The following is a 19,514-nucleotide window of genomic DNA, read 5'->3' on the forward strand; positions in this document are numbered from 1 at the left end:
TTGGGAGATAACGATGTTCTTTAAACGTAAAAATTTAAACCCTGACTTCGAGCATAAAGCGAATTTAGAGGACGACAAAACGAAAGCACTAGAAGGGGTTGAACCTTCTCAGGAGACTGCGAGTGTTGATAAGAAGCTTGAAGCCCAGCAAGCTAAAGAACAAGCCATTGAAGAGGCAAAACGAGCCTTGGAACAAGAGCTAGCGGTTAAGCACTATTACCACAAACAACTGTTAGAAACATTGGACTTGGGATTGCTCTCGAATTTAGGTCAGGAACAGGCGAAGAAAGATTTGCATGAAGCCATTCTTCAAATGATGAATGATGATCCTTCACAAGCGCTCAGCGCTGAAGGGCGAAAGCGAGTTATAAAACAAATTGAAGACGAAGTATTTGGCTTAGGCCCTTTGGAGCCTCTACTCAGTGATGACACGGTTTCTGATATTTTGGTTAATGGAGCCAAGAATGTTTTTGTAGAGCGTAGGGGTAAACTTGAGAAGACCCCCTACACATTTCTTGATGATCGCCATCTGCGGAACATCATTGATAGGATTGTGAGCCAAGTAGGGCGCCGAATCGATGAATCTTCCCCTATGGTTGATGCGCGCCTACTTGATGGCTCTCGCGTCAATGCCATTATCCCTCCTTTGGCGCTTGATGGTCCCTCCGTGTCTATTCGACGCTTTGCCGTTGAACGACTCAAAATGTCGAACTTTTTAGACTTTGGCACGCTCTCACCGCAAATGGCGACATTTGTTGAGGCAGCGGTAGAAGGCGAACTGAACATTCTTATTTCTGGTGGTACAGGTTCAGGTAAAACCACAACCTTAAACATCCTATCTGGTTACATCCCAAGAGATGAACGTATCATCACAATTGAAGATTCCGCCGAGCTTCAACTTCAACAACCTCATGTTATTCGTCTAGAAACTCGACCTGCAAACCTAGAAGGAAAAGGCGAGATAGGGCAGCGTGAGCTAGTGAAAAACTCCCTGCGTATGCGCCCAGATAGAATTGTAGTTGGTGAGGTTCGTGGTAGTGAAGCCGTGGATATGTTAGCTGCAATGAATACAGGTCATGACGGCTCACTGACGACCATACATGCTAACTCACCAAGAGATGCATTAAGTCGAATTGAGAATATGTTCTCAATGGCTGGTTGGAATATCTCGACAAAGAATATCCGCTCGCAGATTGCCTCCGCGATTCACTTGGTCATTCAAATGGAAAGACAAGAAGATGGTCGACGTCGCATGGTGAGTGTGCAAGAGATCAACGGCATGGAAGGAGAAGTGATCACCATGTCAGAAATCTTTAAGTTTGAGCGTCAGGGGCTTGATAGTGAAGGTAATGTGCTTGGACACTTCGTTGCCACAGGAGTGGTTCCACAAGCACATGATGCTCTAGCAAAAAGAGGGTTTAACTTACCGTTTGAACTCTTTACCGATGAGCATAGCTAGAGGAGATCCATCATGGATGAAGTTACGATTTCACTCATCTTGCTCTTTGCTGCGGTATTACTGATTTCTCAAGCATTACTGCTTCCTGTTGTAGGTAAGAAAAGTAAGCACCGAGAGCTGTCTAACCGGCTCAAGCAGAACCGAAATGTAGATGAACAAAGTTTATCTTTACTTAAAGAACACTACCGAAAAGAGCTCTCCCCAACGGATCAATTCTTAGTTCGTTTTTCCTTCTTCGCCGATATAAGAAGAGTCATTGAACTAGCAGGTTTGAAGGTTGGCGTCGCAAGTTTTTTGATGACCGTTGTATTAGTGGGCTTCGCCTTTTCCCTTGTTGGCATCATGCTCAAACAGGAATGGTATATCTGCGTTGCGCTTTTCTTCCTATCTATGTCTGGTGCTTACTTTTACGTACAAAGAAGAGTTGAAAAGCGATTAGCCCTTTTTGAAGAGCAGTTACCGGAAGCTTTGGATATTATTCGCCGTTCGTTACAAGGTGGACAGCCTCTCGTTAAAGCATTTCGAGAAGTTGGAGAAGAGATGTCACCACCTATCAGTATCGAATTTCAAAACACGTACAACTTGCTTAATTTTGGTTATGACCTGCGTTTAGCGATTTTACAGATGGCGGAACGAGTGCCAACGATCTCCATGCTGGCTTTTTCTAGTGCCGTGTTATTGCAAAAAGAGACTGGGGGGAATCTAACAGAGAACCTGCAAAATGTATCTCAAGTGCTACGAGCAAGATTTAAGCTAGAACGAAAAATAAAAACCTTGTCTGCAGAGAGTCGTTTATCCGCATGGATACTCACCTTATCTCCCTTTATCTTGTTCTTAGGCCTGAAGATTTTTAACCCAGAATATATCGAACCTTTGTATGCCGATCCTCGGGGTTTAAACATGATCAGCATCGGCGTGATCCTACTTGCAATTGGTGCGGTTTGGATAAAGAAAATTGTCAGTATCGAGATATAAATTATGGAATATTTGAACCTAACATATTGGCAAAATATGATATTGAACTTCGATACTAATGCTCAATATCTGTTTTATGGGCTTGTTCTGTTAACCACAATGGCGTTTACGTTCACTGTAGGTTTTATTGTTTTTGGTCTTCGTTCTCCGTTAGATAAGCGTGTTCGAGATATTAATACTTCAGGCAATACTGGCAAAGACACAACAGCGGCTAAGTTTGCTCACACGTTAGATTCACTCAGCCCTTACATTGCTCAGGGTAGTGAAAAGGAGAAAGAAACCTACATACAGAAACTGATGCATGCTGGATTTCATAATAAGAGCGCTTTGTCAGTGTTTTACGCACTGAAAGGGCTTTCTGCTTTGCTTGGTTTGATCATTGCGTTTGGCATTTACTATTTAGATATTGGTGGTTCGTTTCAGAACTTGTTCATTATTACCGCTGTGTTTATTGGCGTTTTCTTACCGAACATATTGTTAGAGCATATGAAAAAGGAGCGTCAGAGAAAAATACGCAATGGTGTACCAGATGCTTTAGACCTGTTGGTTGTATGTACAGAATCAGGTTTGGGTTTTAACGCAGCATTAAACAGGGTAACAAGGGAGTTGTACGTTTCTCATCCGGAATTTGCAGATGAGCTCGATACCGTGTGTACCAAAATACAAGCAGGGGTCACGATGCCAGATGCCCTCGCTCAGTTAGTTTCTAGAACTGGGCTGGTGGAGCTGTCTGGTTTGGTCTCTGTGTTAACCCACGCGGCTAAAATCGGTGGTAGTTTGGGGGAGACCTTACGTTCCTATACCGACGATTTTAGAGATAAACGACAACAAGCAGCAGAAGAAATTGCCGCTAAGATTCCTACAAAAATGCTGTTCCCAATGTTGCTGTTTATTTGGCCATGTTTTTTCATTGTTGCACTAGGACCAGGCATCTTGATTGTCCTTGATGCACTGTCTGCACCAGGAGCAAGTCTATGAATAACCTAAAACTTACGACCCTAACTCTGTGCATATCGTTAGCGACCGTCGGATGTACGAGCTCACCAGAGCCAAACGATGATTTCAATGCTGCGCTGTATTCGGGCAAGCCAATAGATAGCTTGTCCAGTGATGCGCCGCCATCAACCGAGAAAGAGGCTATTATGCGAGGTGATGTTGCACTACGAGAGCAGAATTTAGACCTTGCACTGTACGAATACATTCGGTCGTTGAGTTATCCAGAAAAGCAGTACCATGACAAAACACTCATGACGATAGGGCAAATACACGTAGCGCGTCAAAATGATCAACTGGCAGAAAAGGCGTTTCTCGCGTCAATTGAAAACAATCCTGAAAATGCAGCTGCCATGGCAGAGTTGGGGCTGCTGTATTCGAAGCAAGGAAGAATGAACGATGCGAAGAAGTATTTTGTCCAAGCGATAAATCAAGACCAAAAACGATTGAACTCTAGCACCACTGTGAGTGATTCCAATAGCATTGAGACGATACGGTCGCTTGCCATTGATAGTAGCTCGCCTGCTGTTGCTTATATGGGGCTAGGGGTCTTTTCTGATGTCAAAAGAAAGCACGATATTGCGCAAGAGTTTTTCAAGAAATGTTTAGAAGCTAATCCAACCTCAATTAAAGGGTTAGTTAATATGGGCTATTCACGTTACATGAGTGGTGATTATGCAAGTGCAAAACGTGTGACCGCTACGGCTCTTCAATATGACCCAGACAATGAGCGAGCAATTAATAATCTGGCATTGATTTATCTTGCAAGGGGAGAAAGCCAGCGTGCATTGAGCCTTTTCAAGCGTCAAATGTCAGATGCTGAAGCACTCAATAATGTCGGTTATTTCTTAATGCTTCAAGGTAAACCTGATGAAGCCATTCCGTACCTTCAGCAAGCGATTGACAAGAAACCATCCTATTACAAAGTAGCGAACGAAAACCTTGCTCGAGCATTAACTGAAGTGAGAAAGAAAGATAAACCAGCGGCGTGGTAAGTTGCTATTTTTGATTTATCCTACTTTTGGATTATGAACATAAAAAACAACTCAATGGTGAGTTGTTTTTTTATGCTTCCTAGAAGCTAGAAGCTATTTGTGCAAAGTCAGTTAGAACGGCAGTTACCTATACATTCATCCGCGCTCGGGTTGTAAGACTCTACAGTGTTAGGCGAATAATGACATCCAGCATCTGGTCGAAGCAAGGACCTAATGCTTCCTCATCAACCGCGTGACAGTACACACCTTGCAGTTGTGTTGGCTTAAAGTCGCTAGAAAGGCTTGGGCGGCTGAGCATACTCGGATCATTTGCCATACGTAACAATAGGTCTTCCCCTTTCTCCATATCGGGACCAGAAAAACTGGTGAGAGACGAACCTAGACCTAGGGTAAACACGTAGATGTCTTCCTGTCTGGCTTTTTCCGCCATATCTTCGACTAAGTTGCGGGAAATACGATTGACCCGCTGATAAAGTTGAGCCGCAGTATGAGAATTTGGATTGTACTGAGCGACAGGACGTACAGGGTGAGTTGGGTTAAGTACTCTGAACTCCGAGGCATTAACGCTATGGGTATTATAGTAGTCGGGGAAGCGTCTTAATTTATCGTCAATATTCGAGCCATGATAATCACCGTTAGATGCCGTCGTATTCACTCGGTTATGTCGCCAAAGTCCTCTAGGGGTCCCGTTTGACGTACTATCCCCCGAGCGAATAGAGCCTCTATGCCAGCCCGTTTCACCCACAAACCGGAAACGGCTTGAGAACGTGTTTGGTGCCCCATCAGTAAAGAACACTATCACCTTTAAGTTGGCAGGGTTGGAAACATTGCGTATCCCATCAAGAGCGCGATACAGACCTTCAGAGGCATTCGTATATTGTGGTGAAAAAAAAGAGCCAAACGTAAAGTTATCTATTGCATCGATTAGCGATTGTCGCGAATGCCCTCTCGAGCTTCTGAAATTAACGGGTGTCTCTGCTCCATATGCGTATTTCACAATAGAGACTCGGTCGAAGTTCTCATTGAAGTTTTTCACGAACGATTTAGACCGATCAATCACATCTTGAGTTACATCGCCTATCGAACCAGAACGTAGTGAGGTTGTGTTGTCTACAACCAAGACTAAATCAACCGGTCTGCGAATGGTTTGAGCCTCAGCACTCACGTCCCAATTGCTATAACCAAACACACTCAAGAATGGATTCACTAGGCTAGCCGACGCGTTCAGATTGATAGAAACATTGCCAAATGCATCTGTGGAAAAATTAATCTGACCTAATGATGGATTGCTGTCGAGGTAGTTGGTTGGAATGTTGGCAGAGAAATATTTGTTTGCCGCTGCTCTCGCGGCAGATTCCCCATTTGCCACCGCTCGAGCTGCAGCAATACCGGCCGCATCTAAAGCGGCGAAGAGTTTGGCTTTTACTAAATAGGCTCGACCAGAATCTAGTGCTAGACCGGTAATCATTAAAAAGAAAGGAAGGGCGATGACGGTTAGCCAAATTACTAGCCCTTTAGACTTGCGGTGGTTTTTTGTGACATTCATCATAGCGACTACCTCACAAATAAGTGACTTCACCTATGGTGAAGCTGCTGTCAAAAACAAATGTAGAAACGGGGTCGTAGTCGTAAAAAACTTCAACGACATAAACAATCTCACTATCGTCTAGTGCTATCGGAAAATTTGATAATGCTGGTTTTGGACTTCCAAGGTTGCACTCACCGTTACTCTGCCATGAGCCGCAACTTGACCATACTTGGCTGGCGATTGTAAGACCAGATTGATTCCAACGAATTTGTCGTGAGAGGTAGGGAGATTGGTTTTGTCTCCCAACAACAAGGCTGATGTAGATTGCTCCTTTAGTGGAGAGATCTATCGGTGAGGACGTTGAGGCAACAACATCCATTACCTCTTGTGGGGTTTCCGTACTGCTACGGGAGATCAGACTTGCTCCTTCTCGGCTTACATTAACCACAATACTGTTGGCTTGAAGTAGCTGAGTTAACTCAAATATACCCATCGCAACAATGAGCATCAAAGGTGCAATGATGACCATTTCTATCGATGCGAATCCTTTGGCTTGTATTCGTCGTGCTTTGAACATGTTCTTATCCTTGTTCATTCTAGAACTGCTGTTTAGCAGAAAAGGCGTGCTAGAATGCCTCGTTTTTCATTGCTGAACTTACGGTAAACTTGTAATGACCATTTTGGACAAATGGTCGAATGAAAGGGCTGAAGCTTGGCCACTCACAATCCAGATGAATGGAAATGAGCTGTCTTGGTTGTCCAAATCCAGCAACACTGTTTCCATCGATGTCTTCGACGCGAATGTTGCTGGTGTTGGTGACTCGGGATAAAAGACCGTCGGATGCATTATCAATTTTTGCAATAACGGCTGCGCTACGGTCGCTACTATTATTCGGATCTAAGTCAGTCCGCCCAGTGATCGCATACCGAGCACCTTCTCTAACTGCATGTTGCATTGTCAATTTGACGTAACCAAACACTCCGAAATCGACAATAGTGAAGAAAATGATCATGTAAAAGAAGGCTACTATCGTGAATTCAATTAAAGCGGTGCCGATCTGGCGTATCTTTCTTACCACCATAACTGTGCCCCTTACCCTTAACTTTCCGGTATTACAGCGCCAGATGTAAAATTTTGGCGAAAGGTGAATCAAAATCACCTAAAATCAAATAGATAGTTCTAACGCGATAATAATATTTGTCCCATACTTAGGTATAGCAGTAGATTAATGACTTTTCGAATTTGAATAAGTAGTTTAATCAATGGTTTATTTATTAATGGTCTCAGTATCAAAAGTGAGAATTGTTGTATTTTTACATGGGTTATTTAGTAATTTTTAAATATCTTCCGACTAATTTCCAAAGTAATATGGTTATGATAATACTTACATAACCATCGATAGCATAATGCCATGCAAGGTGTATAGACCCGATTTGAATAATAGCAGTGAATATCCAAGCAAATAGTCCGACTGTTTTTTTTACCTGATATAGTGCTAGGGCGGAAACCGTTGCAATAGAGACATGCATACTTGGCATTGCAGATATTCCAGAACCTACACCACTTTCATTGTTTACATAATCATTCCAAAGCGAATCTTGAGTTCCTAGAGCCCACAGGGGCATGTCGATGTATTTCAATATATAATCATTTTGAGAGTGTAACCTATCCATCAATAAACCATATCGTGCATCATCTAGTAATGCTTCATAGAAGCATGGACCAGCAGAGGAAAGTAAGGTCGCTAATAAAGCGCCAAATATCATCCAGCAAGACAAAAAAGAAAGAATGAACTGGAGCCTAATCTTAGGGTTTGACTGAGAACAGATAAAATAAATAAGAACACCAAGAAAGTAGAAAAACCAAAGGTTATAAAAAATATTAATAATTAGACTCATCCACGGACTACTAAATATAGTATGCGTTATGATCCAAGGGTCTATGCCAAAATGTAATAAACGATCTATATCTGCAAAGAGTTCATCATATTTGAAAGCATGCAGAAAAGGGATAATAGACTTCAAATAAGTGAAAGAAGAGAAAGTTACATGAACAGCAATGATCAAGAAAAGTATATATAATGGTCTATTTATTGGTGTTAACGAACTTTTAGCTTTGTAAAAAAATGCCTTTAACGGGTGAGGCTCTAGCTTGAATAAAAGATAGAAGTAATAATATATTCCCCATGCATTTAAAAAAACAAACATGGAAATACCCAATATTCCCAAATAGGTAAAAAAAGAAAATGTTATTCCACCTGGAGAAAAAAAAGAAATAATATAGGTAATGACTGAGGAGATAATAATAAAGTAATAGATGAGCTTGTCATCTTTAAGATCAGATTGAATCTCTTTCAAGAAACGATGTAATTTTGTAGATAAATTAACCTCAGACTTTACACACTCATTTTCCATATATTATTAACCTAGTATGAAAACGTTGCTATTGAGTATAGTCGTAGTTAGAGGTGGTAATTTGATTAATGAAGATTAAAGTTTGATGAGGAAAATTTAAATAGTAATGAAAATGGAAGTTTTTAAATAAAATTAATAGGTTATGTTAATGCGGTAATGCCAGAGTAGGGATGAAAAAGCACTGCGCATGCAGTGCTCTGTGCCACTCTCTACATCATGCCGGTCACAATGCCTGCTGCGACAAAGAATACGATCATCCAAAGTACAGATAGATTGAGCTTTTTATGGAGGTAGAAACCGGCAATGACTAATGCGATATCAATCGGAGCAATCACAGCGCTAGTGAATACTGGTTGGTAAAGTGCCGCTAAGAGTAAACCAACTACTGAGGCATTCACGCCATTAATTGCGCCAGATACCGCAGGTTTGCCAGCTAGAGCTTGCCAGTTTTTCAGCACGCCAAGTAACAGCAAAAAGCCCGGAAGAAAGACACCCAGTGTTGCAACTAGCGCCCCTAGAATTGGTGTATCCGATAGCTCATAGCCAATGTAAGTTGCGAAGGTAAACATCGGTCCAGGTACAGCTTGCGCTGCTGCGTAGCCCGTTAGGAAGGCATCTTGGCTGAGCTGATCGCCAACAATATTTTGCAGCAATGGAAGAACCACGTGACCACCACCAAACACTAAACTGCCGGCTTGGAAGAAGTCGCTAAATAACCCCAGCATCGGTAGAGCGTGAGCCACCAAAGGCAAGCCAACAAGAAGTACGGCAAACAGAGCGAGTGGAGCGATAGTTGGTTTGAACGGCTCTGCTGGTGTGGTCGATTCTTTCTTTAGGTATTGAGTACCAATCAAACCTGCCACTACTAAGACCAACATTTGTGTCATGATGCTAGGTGCAACTAATAGCGCTATTGCGGTTGCTACACACAATCCCGCTGTTAGTTTGCTTTGGCAGAAATTTTTGTACATTCCCCATGTCGCATCGGCGACCACCACAACAGCCAGTAACTTCAAGCCGTGTACGATGTTTTGGAACAGTGCCGTATCCGTGATTTGGCTGCTCACCATTGCAAGTGCCAACATGATGATCACCGAAGGCAGCGTGAATCCAAGAAACGCCATACAAGCGCCGCCCAGACCTCCGCGTTTGTAACCTAATGCAAAGCCAACTTGGCTTGACCCCGGTCCCGGTAAAAATTGGCTCAACGCCACGATTTGTGCGTATTCGCTATCATCAATCCACTTGAGCTTTTCTACGAACGTTTGGCGGAAGTAACCGATGTGTGCAGCAGGACCACCGAAACTGATCCAACCGAGCCAAAAAAAGGTTTTAAAAATGGTAAACATATTGAGCCTGTTAAATCTCCAATAACACTCCAGTTACTGTATGAAATGTACTAAGATGACTCAAATTAATAGTTTTAATTTCATCTATGAATGAAATGGGATTGGGTGCTTTGTGAAAGATGATATTCAGTGGCGTAACATCGATTTGAATCTGTTGGTGACCTTCTCTTATCTGTATCGCTATCGCAGTGTGAGTTTGGCTGCCGAGAAGAGTTTTGTCAGTCAGTCCGCCATGAGCCACAGCTTATCGCGTTTGCGTGTGCTGTTTGATGACCCTCTGTTTGAGCGTAAAGGACATAAAATGGATCCGACTGAGCACGCACATCATATCGCGCCAACAGTGCATAATCTATTGGATTCCATTGCCAAAGACTTGCTGACGAAGTCCGAGTTTCAGCCAGAAAACTACACTGGCGTGTGTCGTATTGGTCTTACCGATTACGCTGAATTCATCTTCGCCCCTCTGCTTTATGATGAAATCCGCAAGCGCGCGCCAGAAGCGCAAATCAGCTTTATCAATGTTAACCGTAGCAACTATGTCGCCATTACTGAACACGACAAGCTTGATGTCATTCTTGGTAGCATGCCCGTACTCGATGACAACTTTGATAGCCAATATCTCTACACTGAAAAGCATGTGTGCCTATGCGATAAGCAGGTTTTAAACGGTGAGACTGAATTATCGATTGAAGCATTTGCCAATATTGAGCAAGCCTTGGTGAGCCCGGATGGCAGTTTAAGTACCCAGGTAGACAAAAAACTCGCGGAACATGGTTTAAGCCGCAAGGTAACAGTAGCTTCACGTAACTTCTTGACGATCCGTAATCTGCTTAAACAACGTAATTTGATTGCCATTGTGCCGGAAAAAATGGCATCAGCAGAAGGGTTTTCAGATGGCTTAGTGTCTGTGCAGCCGCCGATTGCGGTTGCCGATTTTGATATTGCTATGCTGTGGCACACCAGTCGTAACAATGAAGACAAAGGGATGTGGCTACGTCAGCTGGTGGCAGATATCGTTACTTCAACGCACTCTCGCTGAACCTAGCATCTCGAGGTTACTTGGGTATAAAAAAGGGCACCGATGGGTGCCCTTGGTCTGACGAATGTGGTCAGGTGCTATCAAGCGTTATGTGTAAGGCTTACATTGCTTGAGTTGCTGGCGCTGCTTCTTTGGCGCGCTCTTCTTGGTCGAGTGATTTTTCGTATTGGCTGTACTTCCACCAAGCAAAACCAAGGAAAATCACAATGCCACCAACGTTGTAGAAAATAATCGTCATGATGTCTGCGCCAGTTGGGAAGGTTGACGCTAGGAAGCCCACAGTAAAGATAACGATAAGTACAGAAACTGCAGCAATACCTGTCATACGAGAGCCCATTTTGAAATCACGCTCTAGATGGTCCAGTTTTAGGCGCAGGTTTAGGTAAGCCAACATGATAAACAGTGGTGGCAACATTGAAGCCGCAGCCGTCATGTTGATGACCGTGTTCATCAGATCTTGCGCTGTGTTCGAGCCCAAAGTCGGGATGATCATCAGTGGAATAACGATAAGGAATTGATACCAAGCCGCACGAGCAGGCACGCCGTTTTCATTTAGCTCTACGGTTTTCTTACCAAAGATACCTTCTGGAATTTCAGAGAAGAAGATTTTTACTGGTGTCGCAGTCCACATTAGCAGAGAGCCGAACATCGCGGTAAACGACACTAAGCCTACAAAGCGGTTCATCAATATTTCAGGCAAGCCGAAGTGCGCCGCTAAACCTTCAAATACTTGTACTGAACCACCCGTGTATTTAAGTGTTTCGCTAGGTACGAACACGTTAATCAGCACTGAAGCGACACAGTAAAGTACGCCGATGAAGATACCTGCAACGATGATCACTTTAACAAAAGACTTTGAGCCGCCTTTCACGTCGTTTACGTAAACCGCCACCGATTCAGCACCGCCTGCTGCCATAAAGATCCAAGTGGTAATGCCGAGGAATGCCCAGCTAAAGTCTGGCACCATGGCTTCTACTGTGATTGGGTCAGCAGGTTGAACGCCACCGACTAACGCAGCGCCAGCAAGCAGGATGTACGACATAGTCAGTAGCAGCATCAAAGAAGAAGTGACTGAGGTAATTGGACCCAACATCTTCGCGCCGTTGGTTGATACGTAAGTCGCGAACGCAAACAGAATCATACTCAGTGCTGTTGTGGTGAGTGGGGTCAGAATGTATTCATAGCCAAGGAACGCGTATGACGCATAAGCAATAACGCGTGGTAGCAATGACGTGAAGAAAAATAGGTTAACAAACCAGTAGGTGTAGGCAGAGATAAACGCCCAACGTCCGCCAAGTGAGCTTTTTACCCATGCATACACACCGGCTTCCGAGTCTTTGTTTAACGATACAAACTCTGCGATGATCAAACAGAAAGGAATAAAGTAAAAAATGGTTGCCAAGAAGAACATTGGCGCTGAAGCAAGACCGATCTCAATGTTGTTATTAATTACGTTGTTGAAGCTAAAGACCGCGGCAAAGGTAAGGGACAACAACCCGAATTTGCCTATCGTATTACGTTTGGATTCAGACATTTTCTATCTCCGATGAATCACGTTGGAATTGTAGGGAGGAAGGGCTTGTATTGCTGTGAGCGCAGCCCTTCTCTTGTTCTTTGCTTTTGTTATTTATTTAAGAAGTAGCCATCTTCGATAGTGACTTTCAGCACGACCTTTCTAACGCGGTTATCACCGTGGAAGCGGTAGGCTTTGGTGTTATCGAAAATCGCTACTTGCCCCTCACAAAGCTCACGAGTACCCCCTTGACCAGAAAAGAACTCGCGGTCAGTTTCATCTTGGTAAGCTTGCTCAGGTTGTAGGTTTTTCTTGTCAGCGAACTCCACCGTTTCGCGACCTTCAAGGTAGTAATGCACGTCGAAGTAGCGGCGGTTGCCTTCAAACATTTCAGTTTGTTTTGTGCCGTCTTGAATCATGTAAACCAAGGAGTCTCCGATGGAATACATCACGCCATCTTTAAGGTTTACGGTGTTCTCAATTGCCTCGACACAGCGCTGCCATTTACGCCCATTGCGGTACACGACTTTGAATTGGTCTAAGTTGTCTAACACGATCATGGATTACGCCTCGTTTGCTGTTTGAGTATTGGATTGAGTGAAGAATGCATTGTCGAAATCATGGTTTGCCATGGCTTGTGCACTGCAATCGCCAACTTGAAGCGGCATCAGCGTTAAGCCATAACGGAATTCATCCATGTACACGCGGTATGAGTCGAGCACTTCGCTTCCCCACGAGTTTGAGCCCAGCCCCATCACTTGATGGTCAAGGTTGAGCGTGATGTAGCCGCTCTTTTCTAGCTCAATGGTGTGTTGCGCTTCGTGCAGGTTTTGGTTGGTGTAGAACCACGCGCTGAAGTTGATTTCTTGTTGTGGCTTCACCAACAAACCCGTGCCGTGACGATTCGTTAGTGATGCCCAACGAACGTGTTGGCGGTTACCGTTGTTTTGTGGGAACGGGTAGTTCTCAAACATGTCGGCTACCGTGCTGTGGTAAACATCAATCAAGTTGGCTTGGCGGCTGTCTTGGTAGTTTTCTTCAGGACCGCGACCGTAGTAACTGACTTGGTCAAAGCTGCCGTTGATGCCCAAATCCAAACCAATCACAGGGATAACATGCGAGTAATCGCCGTAGCGCTCGCCACTCAGTTCCACGTTCAAATGCCCTTGTGCGTTGATTTGGTAGCGGTAGGTACAGCGCATGCCAAAATCGAACACCGGCGGTGCAATGATGCTGGTGGTCGTGAGCGAAACCGAATCATCGGTTGCTTCGACTTGCAGCGTGCGGAAGTGCTCTTGCATGATTTGCAAGTGTGCTGGGTGCCACAAACCTTCGTACTCTTGTTTGTGGTTATCAATCATTGGCTTGAAGAAGTTCAGTCTAGGCTCAGATTGAATCAGCTCTTCACCATTGACGCGCCAAGAGGTCAGCTTGCCGTTGACTTTAGAGAAAATCAGCGTGAAGTTGTGACCTTCAATCACGTGTTCCAAGCGGCTTTCTGTTGTTACTAACGCTTGCGCATTGTGGTTCACAAACTCGGCTTCACTTGCTGTGTTTTCTTTTAGCTGGAACTGGTAGGTCGCGATGTCGTGGTTTGCTTCGCTGTACAGAGTTCGACTGTCTTTACGCACGGTGAAGTTAATAAAGGCTTCACGCTCGTCCAGTTCAGGCAAATTAATCGTGATTTCACGTGCGCTGTTCGCTGCAAGCTCTTCGACCTTAAACTGCACACTGCGCAGCGTTTCACCTTCCGCTCGGATATCCGCAGTGATGGTGTAATCATTCAGGTTGGTGAACCACAATTTGTTCTCTAGGGTAAAGCGGTCTTTTGTGCCTTCCACCGCGTGAATTTTCACTGGTGCGATAACTTGTTTGTATTCTTTTAAGCCTGGTCCCGGCGTTTGATCTGGGTAAATCAAACCATCCATACAGAAGTTGTAGTTGTTTGGATAATCGCCGTAGTCGCCGCCGTACTTGTAGAACTCTTGACCATTTTCATCGTGCGCTAATACGCCATGGTCACACCATTCCCAAACGTAGTGACCTTGAATGTGGTCATGCTTGTAGAACACGTTTTGGTATTCCGTCAGACCGCCAGGTCCGTTACCCATCGCGTGTGCGTATTCGCAGATGATGCGAGGCTTGTCGTGCGGGTGTTCACCAAAGTGGTTCATGAGCTGAGCACGTGAGTACATGGTTGAAATGACGTCAACCACTTCTGCATCGCGGTCCTCTTCGTAGTGCACTAAGCGAGTGTCATCAATCGCCTTAGTTGCGCTGTACATAGCGCGGATATTGCAGCCGTAACCAGACTCATTGCCCAGTGACCACATGATGATCGAAGGGTGGTTCTTTTGAGCATGAACATGGCGCTCTGCGCGATCGACAAACACACTTTCCCATGCAGGGTCATTGGTGATGCGGCTGAGATCGCCAACGTTAGCGAAGCCGTGGGTTTCTACGTCGGTTTCTGCCATTACGAACAAGCCGTAAATGTCACACAGCTCGTAGAAGCGTGGGTCGTTAGGGTAGTGCGCGGTGCGAACTGAGTTGATGTTGTGTTGTTTCATCAAGATCAGGTCTTTCTCGATGCGATCCATGCCAACAGCGCGACCTTTTAGGTGGTCATTATCATGACGGTTTACACCGTGCAGCATCACGTATTGGTTGTTGATGTAGAACTGACCGTCACGCACTTTAATGTCTCGGAAGCCAACACGTTGCGGAATCACTTCGACAACATTGCCTTGTGCGTCTTTTAGCGTAATGAACAGTTGGTAAAGGTATGGATTTTCCGCTGTCCAATGGGTTGGGTTCACCACATCAATGGCAAAGCTTGTTTGGCTGTTGTCTTGGATAGTCAGTGAATCACATTGACCGCTTGCAACCACAGTGCTTTTATCTTGAAGGGCATATTCCAGCGTGTAACCAGACGCAACCGTAGTCGATAGGTTTTCTAGTTCAACTTGGCAGCTTAAGGTGGCACTTTGGTAATCGTCGGCGAAATCAGTACGAACAGTCAGATCTTGGACGTGAACGTGCTCTTTTCCGACAAGGTACACATCGCGGAATATACCCGCCGTCCACCACATGTCTTGGTCTTCAATGTAAGTCGAATCTGCCCACTGCATCACACGTACAGACAGTAAGTTTTCACCTTGTTGTACATAAGAAGAGATGTCGAACTCTGCGGTCAATCGACTGCCTTTGCTAAAGCCAACGTAATGACCGTTTACGTAAACTTCGAAGTAGGTTTCAACGCCATCAAATTTGATGATGGTTTGTTTGTCGTTCCAGTTTTCACCCAGAGTGAACGTGCGTTGGTAAGCACCTGTCGGGTTATCTGTCGGAACAAAAGGCACATCGATAGGGAATGGGAAGCCTTCATCTGTGTATTGAAGGTCGCCATGACCTTCCATTTGCCACATGTTTGGAACGGTAATTTGTCCCCATTCTTCCATTTTTTGCGAGTAAAACTCTTCTGGCACCAAGAGAGGATTGGTGAAGTAGTTGAATGTCCATTGACCATTTAGCAGTTTGAAGCGGCTGCTCAGTTCTCGTTGGAATGTTTGTGCGTTTTTAATTGAATCGTAAGAGAAGAAGTAAGCACGTGGTGCCATACGATTCTCATGCAGGTGAAGGAAGTTTTCCCAATTGTTCACGTTTGTTCTCCCCTCGGCTTAGTTTGGTAGCAGGCAAAGGAGGAGTCCAATGCTTGAAGCTATCCAAAAGAAATGCAGCCGATGTCATTTGAAAAAGAGTGATGAATTATCTGGGAAAAGATATTAGTAAAAGTTTTACTAAAATAAATTAGTGAAAACGTTTAACTTTAACTTGGTCACGTTTTATTGGACGATCATTGAACAAGATGTGATCAGGATAAAGGAATGGCATCCCAAGCCGATTTCTTAGGTAAAGTGGATAAAAAATAGCTAGATTTAAAGAGGGGATAATAAAAAAGCACTGAATATTCAGTGCTTTATAAATTTGATGATGTGAAGGGAATTACTGAGTGGTGCCGCGGAGTTTTAATTTGCTCGGCACATGCACTTGTAGAGGCAGTGCGCGACCGTCGCGGTATTTTTCTACTAATAAATTTACCCCTTGAATACCCATCATCTCAGAATGAATGCGCACAGTTGAGAGTGGTGGGAAGGTAAATCGGGCGGTTGGAATGTCATTGACGCTGATTAGGGCAATGTCTTGTGGAATGTTCAAACCGAATTCATGAATCGCGCGTAAAACACCAATTGCAATTGAGTCTGAAGCGATAAAGAGCGCTTTAGGAAAATCGCCTTTTGCTAACATGGCTTTTGCTAAATCGTAACCAGATAAGCTAGAGAAGTCGCCGCGATAAATATCGTCTTCTGACACCACGCCTTTTAAGCTGCCGTATTCTACAAATGCATTTTCACGAATGTCTGCAGTGTTTGGTTCATCTTGACCACCAATAAAACCAATCCGTTCGTAGCCTTGTTCAACAAAGAAGTCGACCACTTGTTTACTGATTCGCGCAAGATCGATATCAACACAGTCGTATGTGCTATCGCTGTCAGAGAAGTCGATGTAGCAAATGCTGTCAGTAAGACGTTTAGGCAATTTACGAATCACGGCGCTGTCAGTTTTACCGACCAGAAGGATTCCGGTGATCTTTTGCGTTTCTACATCGATGATGCTGTCGTAGCAATTGGTTAGCGTAATGCCCAATTTGTCACACTGGGTTTCAATCCCGTGACGAATCGACAAGTAATAAGGGTCATTCACCTCGGCTTCTTGCTTGTAGTTATACAAGGCTAAGAAGTGGTGTTTTTGTCTTGCCTCTTTGGTGGCTTTTTTGGAACTGCTGGTGCGGTATTCCAGCTTTTCTGCGATTTCTAAGATGCGGTGTTTGGTTTCTTCTTTTACGCTCAAAGTCGGATCATCATTTAACACGCGCGATACGGTCGCGAGTGAGACGCCAGCTTCAGTAGCGATATCTTTTAGTGTTGCCATGTGCACTTCCCGTAGGCAAAGCTCACTGTCCCAGTGAGAAAAGCAATAATCCCACCATTGTAAACAGCTACTTATGGATGCACAAACTTTTAGTAAAACTGTGCGATCGGGGAAGTGAAGTTATCTGCCGGAAGAATACGTTAAGCACTCGTCGCTCTATCGTATTTGATGGTATTAAGGTCTGAGAAAAAGCGAACAAAGGCACCATAACAGTGCCTTTTCTTTGGTTACTGGTTATTTATTCGCGTTGATGACTAAAGTTTGTAGTGGCTGCAGGGTTATAACTACTGGGTCGGTGTAGTGAGATGGAATTGTGTTGTTTTCACCGTAAGCCATTTTTAGCTTGAACTGCCCATTTGCGCCTGTAGGCAATTCAAAATCACGATTGAGATCCAAGTAATATTTTTGTGGTTTATCCGATGGGTTACGCAACGAAATTACGGCTTTGTTTTCATTCCATGACGCAAAACCATACACCGCTAAGTTAGTTGGATTGCCACCAATCCAATGTGAATCCACTAAAACACCGGCGTTCTCTCTTGCCCATTTAGCTGCTTTTGCAAGAGTGTCCCATTTAGTTGAATTGAGCATATCTGGCGTAATATACATTTCTTGTAGTTGTGTGCCAGTTGCAAAATATGACCATACTTGATCGGCAAAATCTTGATCGGATTGTACTTTCTCAAGTCCATAATAAGCGTTTTTGGCGCTGACAATACCGTGAAGCATTATCGAACTCATCGGGAATAATGGACCTTTACGGACAATCGAACGATATGTTTCAGCGTCTCGGTAAGTGACCCACTGTTGTGTTGGAGAGCCATCACCATAAAGGTTGATATCATCACCTTGGCGCCAAATTGAGTCAGCGAAGAATAACCATGATGGGCTTGCGTTGGTCCCGGTCGTTAGGTTGATAAATACCTTATCGTTGGCCTTGTGCATGTTCTCGATCAACTGAACTGACGCATCAAAATCGGAAGCAAATTGACTGCCTTTTAAGTGAGATGTTGCGTTGCCCATTCCATCAAGTTTAAACGACGAAATATGCTCGTTTTTAATCAGATTGGTGATTTTGTCATTGAAGTTTTTGAAGTACACCGGGCCTGAGAGAGCAAACTTACCATCCACCGTTTCGAAACCATTTTCTTTTGCATGTGAAACGCGAATGTCACGTGGCTTGTTATAGCCTCCCCAAGGGGAAAGCCACAAACCCACACTAGTATTCATTGAATCGGCTAGCTCTTTTACGCTCCCAAACCCATCAGCAAATGCTGAGCCAAAATCCCAGTTTCCTGTTAAGTCATCCCAGCCGTCATCAAGTAAGAACCCATCAAGAACTACGCCGCGTTTTTCCACCAACTCATGATAAATCTCTTTCATTCGTCCTTTAATGTCACTTTCTGTATAAGGAGTGAAAAAGCCAATATCCATCCATGAATTGTAATGTAAATATGGTTTGTAGGGACGTGGTCGCATTGCTTCAATGAACTTGTTGAAGTCGCGTCTTAATTGACTGACTTCGCTAAACGTACCGATATAAGTTGTATATTTTAATGGGGCGTTTGTGCTTATTGGAGTGACAATATCAATATTGAGGTTGGTTTTCGTTTCGTAAGCATAGGTATTTACAATCGGTTTACGCGGCAGCATGAAGAACGTATCCGCGATAATTGGTGAACTGTTAATGCTACCGTCAACATAAGGCGCTTGCGTTTGTTTTTTGGTTGGTAAGAAAGTGATTTTTTTGATCTTGCGATCGTTACCAACAGCTTTGATTTTGTAATCAACACTCACATATCGTTGTTTGATTACGTTCAAAGTGACATCCACTTCAAAATCATTGCGAACAAAAGTGAGATTGATGCTGTCACCATCTTTCTTGTACTTTTCCAACTTAAAATCTTTGGTATGAAGTGTTGTTTCATTCGGTAGAGTAATGAAGAAAAGTTCAGTTGGGGTGATTTGTTCATCCGTATTATTGTTGATCAATGACACGACACCTGAGTTATTATCAAATGTTATTGCCATTGCATCATTGGCTATTTCCATTGAGTACGCATTCCCTATGTAAGCTGCCGAGACTATAACCGCCAACCCACTAGCTTTCAAAGTCTTGTAGTTCATCGATTTTCCCTTACTGATTATTTATTGCTCTTACATTTGAAATCACCATCCCTGTTTTCGTTGAGCTTGCTGTCACAAATCTTCTGCTTTTCCAATTTGCGCAAATTGTCTTTCGATTTAAAAAGAGTG

Annotated in this window: 15 protein-coding genes; 5 read left to right on the forward strand and 10 right to left on the reverse strand. The window is 43.8% G+C overall.

Annotated features, from left to right (window positions below; genetic code table 11):
• Positions 1–13: 13 nt before the first annotated feature.
• From VHA02S_RS00645 to VHA02S_RS00660, 4 genes are read left to right on the forward strand one after another with little or no spacing between them, the layout of a single operon-like run.
• A complete protein-coding gene (locus VHA02S_RS00645; RefSeq protein WP_029790392.1) occupies positions 14–1,459 on the forward strand; it encodes a TadA family conjugal transfer-associated ATPase in 1,446 nt (481 codons plus the stop codon).
• Between the two features lie 12 nt (positions 1,460–1,471).
• Positions 1,472–2,434 carry a type II secretion system F family protein gene (locus VHA02S_RS00650; RefSeq protein WP_029790393.1) on the forward strand — a complete coding sequence of 321 codons (963 nt, stop codon included), beginning with the start codon at positions 1,472–1,474 and terminating at the stop codon, positions 2,432–2,434.
• Between the two features lie 3 nt (positions 2,435–2,437).
• Entirely contained in the window at positions 2,438–3,412 is a 975-nt protein-coding gene (locus tag VHA02S_RS00655) for a type II secretion system F family protein (RefSeq protein ID WP_029790394.1), read from the forward strand.
• Positions 3,409–4,422, forward strand: a complete 1,014-nt coding sequence (locus VHA02S_RS00660) for a tetratricopeptide repeat protein (RefSeq protein ID WP_050567804.1) — start codon at positions 3,409–3,411, stop codon at positions 4,420–4,422. The genes VHA02S_RS00655 and VHA02S_RS00660 overlap by 4 nt, the downstream gene beginning before the upstream one ends.
• A gap of 160 nt (positions 4,423–4,582) precedes the next feature.
• Here the strand turns inward: VHA02S_RS00660 and VHA02S_RS00665 are convergent, their stop codons facing one another.
• The 5 genes from VHA02S_RS00665 to chrA all read right to left on the reverse strand — a co-directional run bounded on the left by VHA02S_RS00665 (position 4,583) and on the right by chrA (position 9,714).
• On the reverse strand, positions 4,583–5,971 hold the full coding sequence (locus tag VHA02S_RS00665) for a vWA domain-containing protein (protein WP_050567805.1): 1,389 nt from the start codon (positions 5,969–5,971) through the stop codon (positions 4,583–4,585).
• Between the two features lie 10 nt (positions 5,972–5,981).
• On the reverse strand, positions 5,982–6,527 hold the full coding sequence (locus VHA02S_RS00670) for a TadE/TadG family type IV pilus assembly protein (RefSeq protein WP_038898350.1): 546 nt from the start codon (positions 6,525–6,527) through the stop codon (positions 5,982–5,984).
• 49 nt (positions 6,528–6,576) lie between these two features.
• Positions 6,577–7,032 (reverse strand): TadE family protein, encoded by a 456-nt coding sequence (locus VHA02S_RS00675; RefSeq protein ID WP_033001634.1) that lies wholly within the window; start codon positions 7,030–7,032, stop codon positions 6,577–6,579.
• Positions 7,033–7,273: 241 nt separating this feature from the next.
• On the reverse strand, positions 7,274–8,365 hold the full coding sequence (locus tag VHA02S_RS00680; protein ID WP_038898351.1) for a phosphatase PAP2 family protein: 1,092 nt from the start codon (positions 8,363–8,365) through the stop codon (positions 7,274–7,276).
• 209 nt (positions 8,366–8,574) lie between these two features.
• Positions 8,575–9,714 (reverse strand): chromate efflux transporter, encoded by a 1,140-nt coding sequence (gene chrA, locus VHA02S_RS00685; protein WP_038898352.1) that lies wholly within the window; start codon positions 9,712–9,714, stop codon positions 8,575–8,577.
• Between the two features lie 112 nt (positions 9,715–9,826).
• On the opposite strand from chrA, the gene VHA02S_RS00690 reads away from it, so the two are divergent.
• The gene (locus VHA02S_RS00690) at positions 9,827–10,753 is read left to right on the forward strand and encodes a LysR family transcriptional regulator (protein WP_005449072.1); all 927 of its coding nucleotides are present in this window, start codon (positions 9,827–9,829) and stop codon (positions 10,751–10,753) included.
• A 100-nt stretch (positions 10,754–10,853) separates the two neighbouring features.
• Here the strand turns inward: VHA02S_RS00690 and VHA02S_RS00695 are convergent, their stop codons facing one another.
• The 5 genes from VHA02S_RS00695 to VHA02S_RS00715 form a co-directional block, all read right to left on the reverse strand.
• A complete protein-coding gene (locus tag VHA02S_RS00695; protein ID WP_005449069.1) occupies positions 10,854–12,287 on the reverse strand; it encodes an amino acid permease in 1,434 nt (477 codons plus the stop codon).
• Between the two features lie 89 nt (positions 12,288–12,376).
• Complete coding sequence (locus tag VHA02S_RS00700) at positions 12,377–12,826, reverse strand: beta-galactosidase subunit beta (RefSeq protein ID WP_038898354.1); 450 nt, start codon at positions 12,824–12,826, stop codon at positions 12,377–12,379.
• 3 nt (positions 12,827–12,829) lie between these two features.
• Positions 12,830–15,928: a beta-galactosidase subunit alpha gene (gene ebgA, locus VHA02S_RS00705; protein WP_038898355.1), complete on the reverse strand. Its 3,099-nt coding sequence runs from the start codon at positions 15,926–15,928 to the stop codon at positions 12,830–12,832.
• Between the two features lie 343 nt (positions 15,929–16,271).
• Positions 16,272–17,258 carry a transcriptional regulator EbgR gene (gene ebgR, locus VHA02S_RS00710; protein WP_005449063.1) on the reverse strand — a complete coding sequence of 329 codons (987 nt, stop codon included), beginning with the start codon at positions 17,256–17,258 and terminating at the stop codon, positions 16,272–16,274.
• 234 nt (positions 17,259–17,492) lie between these two features.
• The gene (locus tag VHA02S_RS00715; protein ID WP_038898356.1) at positions 17,493–19,385 is read right to left on the reverse strand and encodes an alpha-amylase family protein; all 1,893 of its coding nucleotides are present in this window, start codon (positions 19,383–19,385) and stop codon (positions 17,493–17,495) included.
• Positions 19,386–19,514 lie beyond the last annotated feature (129 nt).

Source organism: Vibrio harveyi NBRC 15634 = ATCC 14126 = KCTC 12724 (assembly GCF_001591145.1).
GTDB lineage: Bacteria > Pseudomonadota > Gammaproteobacteria > Enterobacterales > Vibrionaceae > Vibrio > Vibrio harveyi.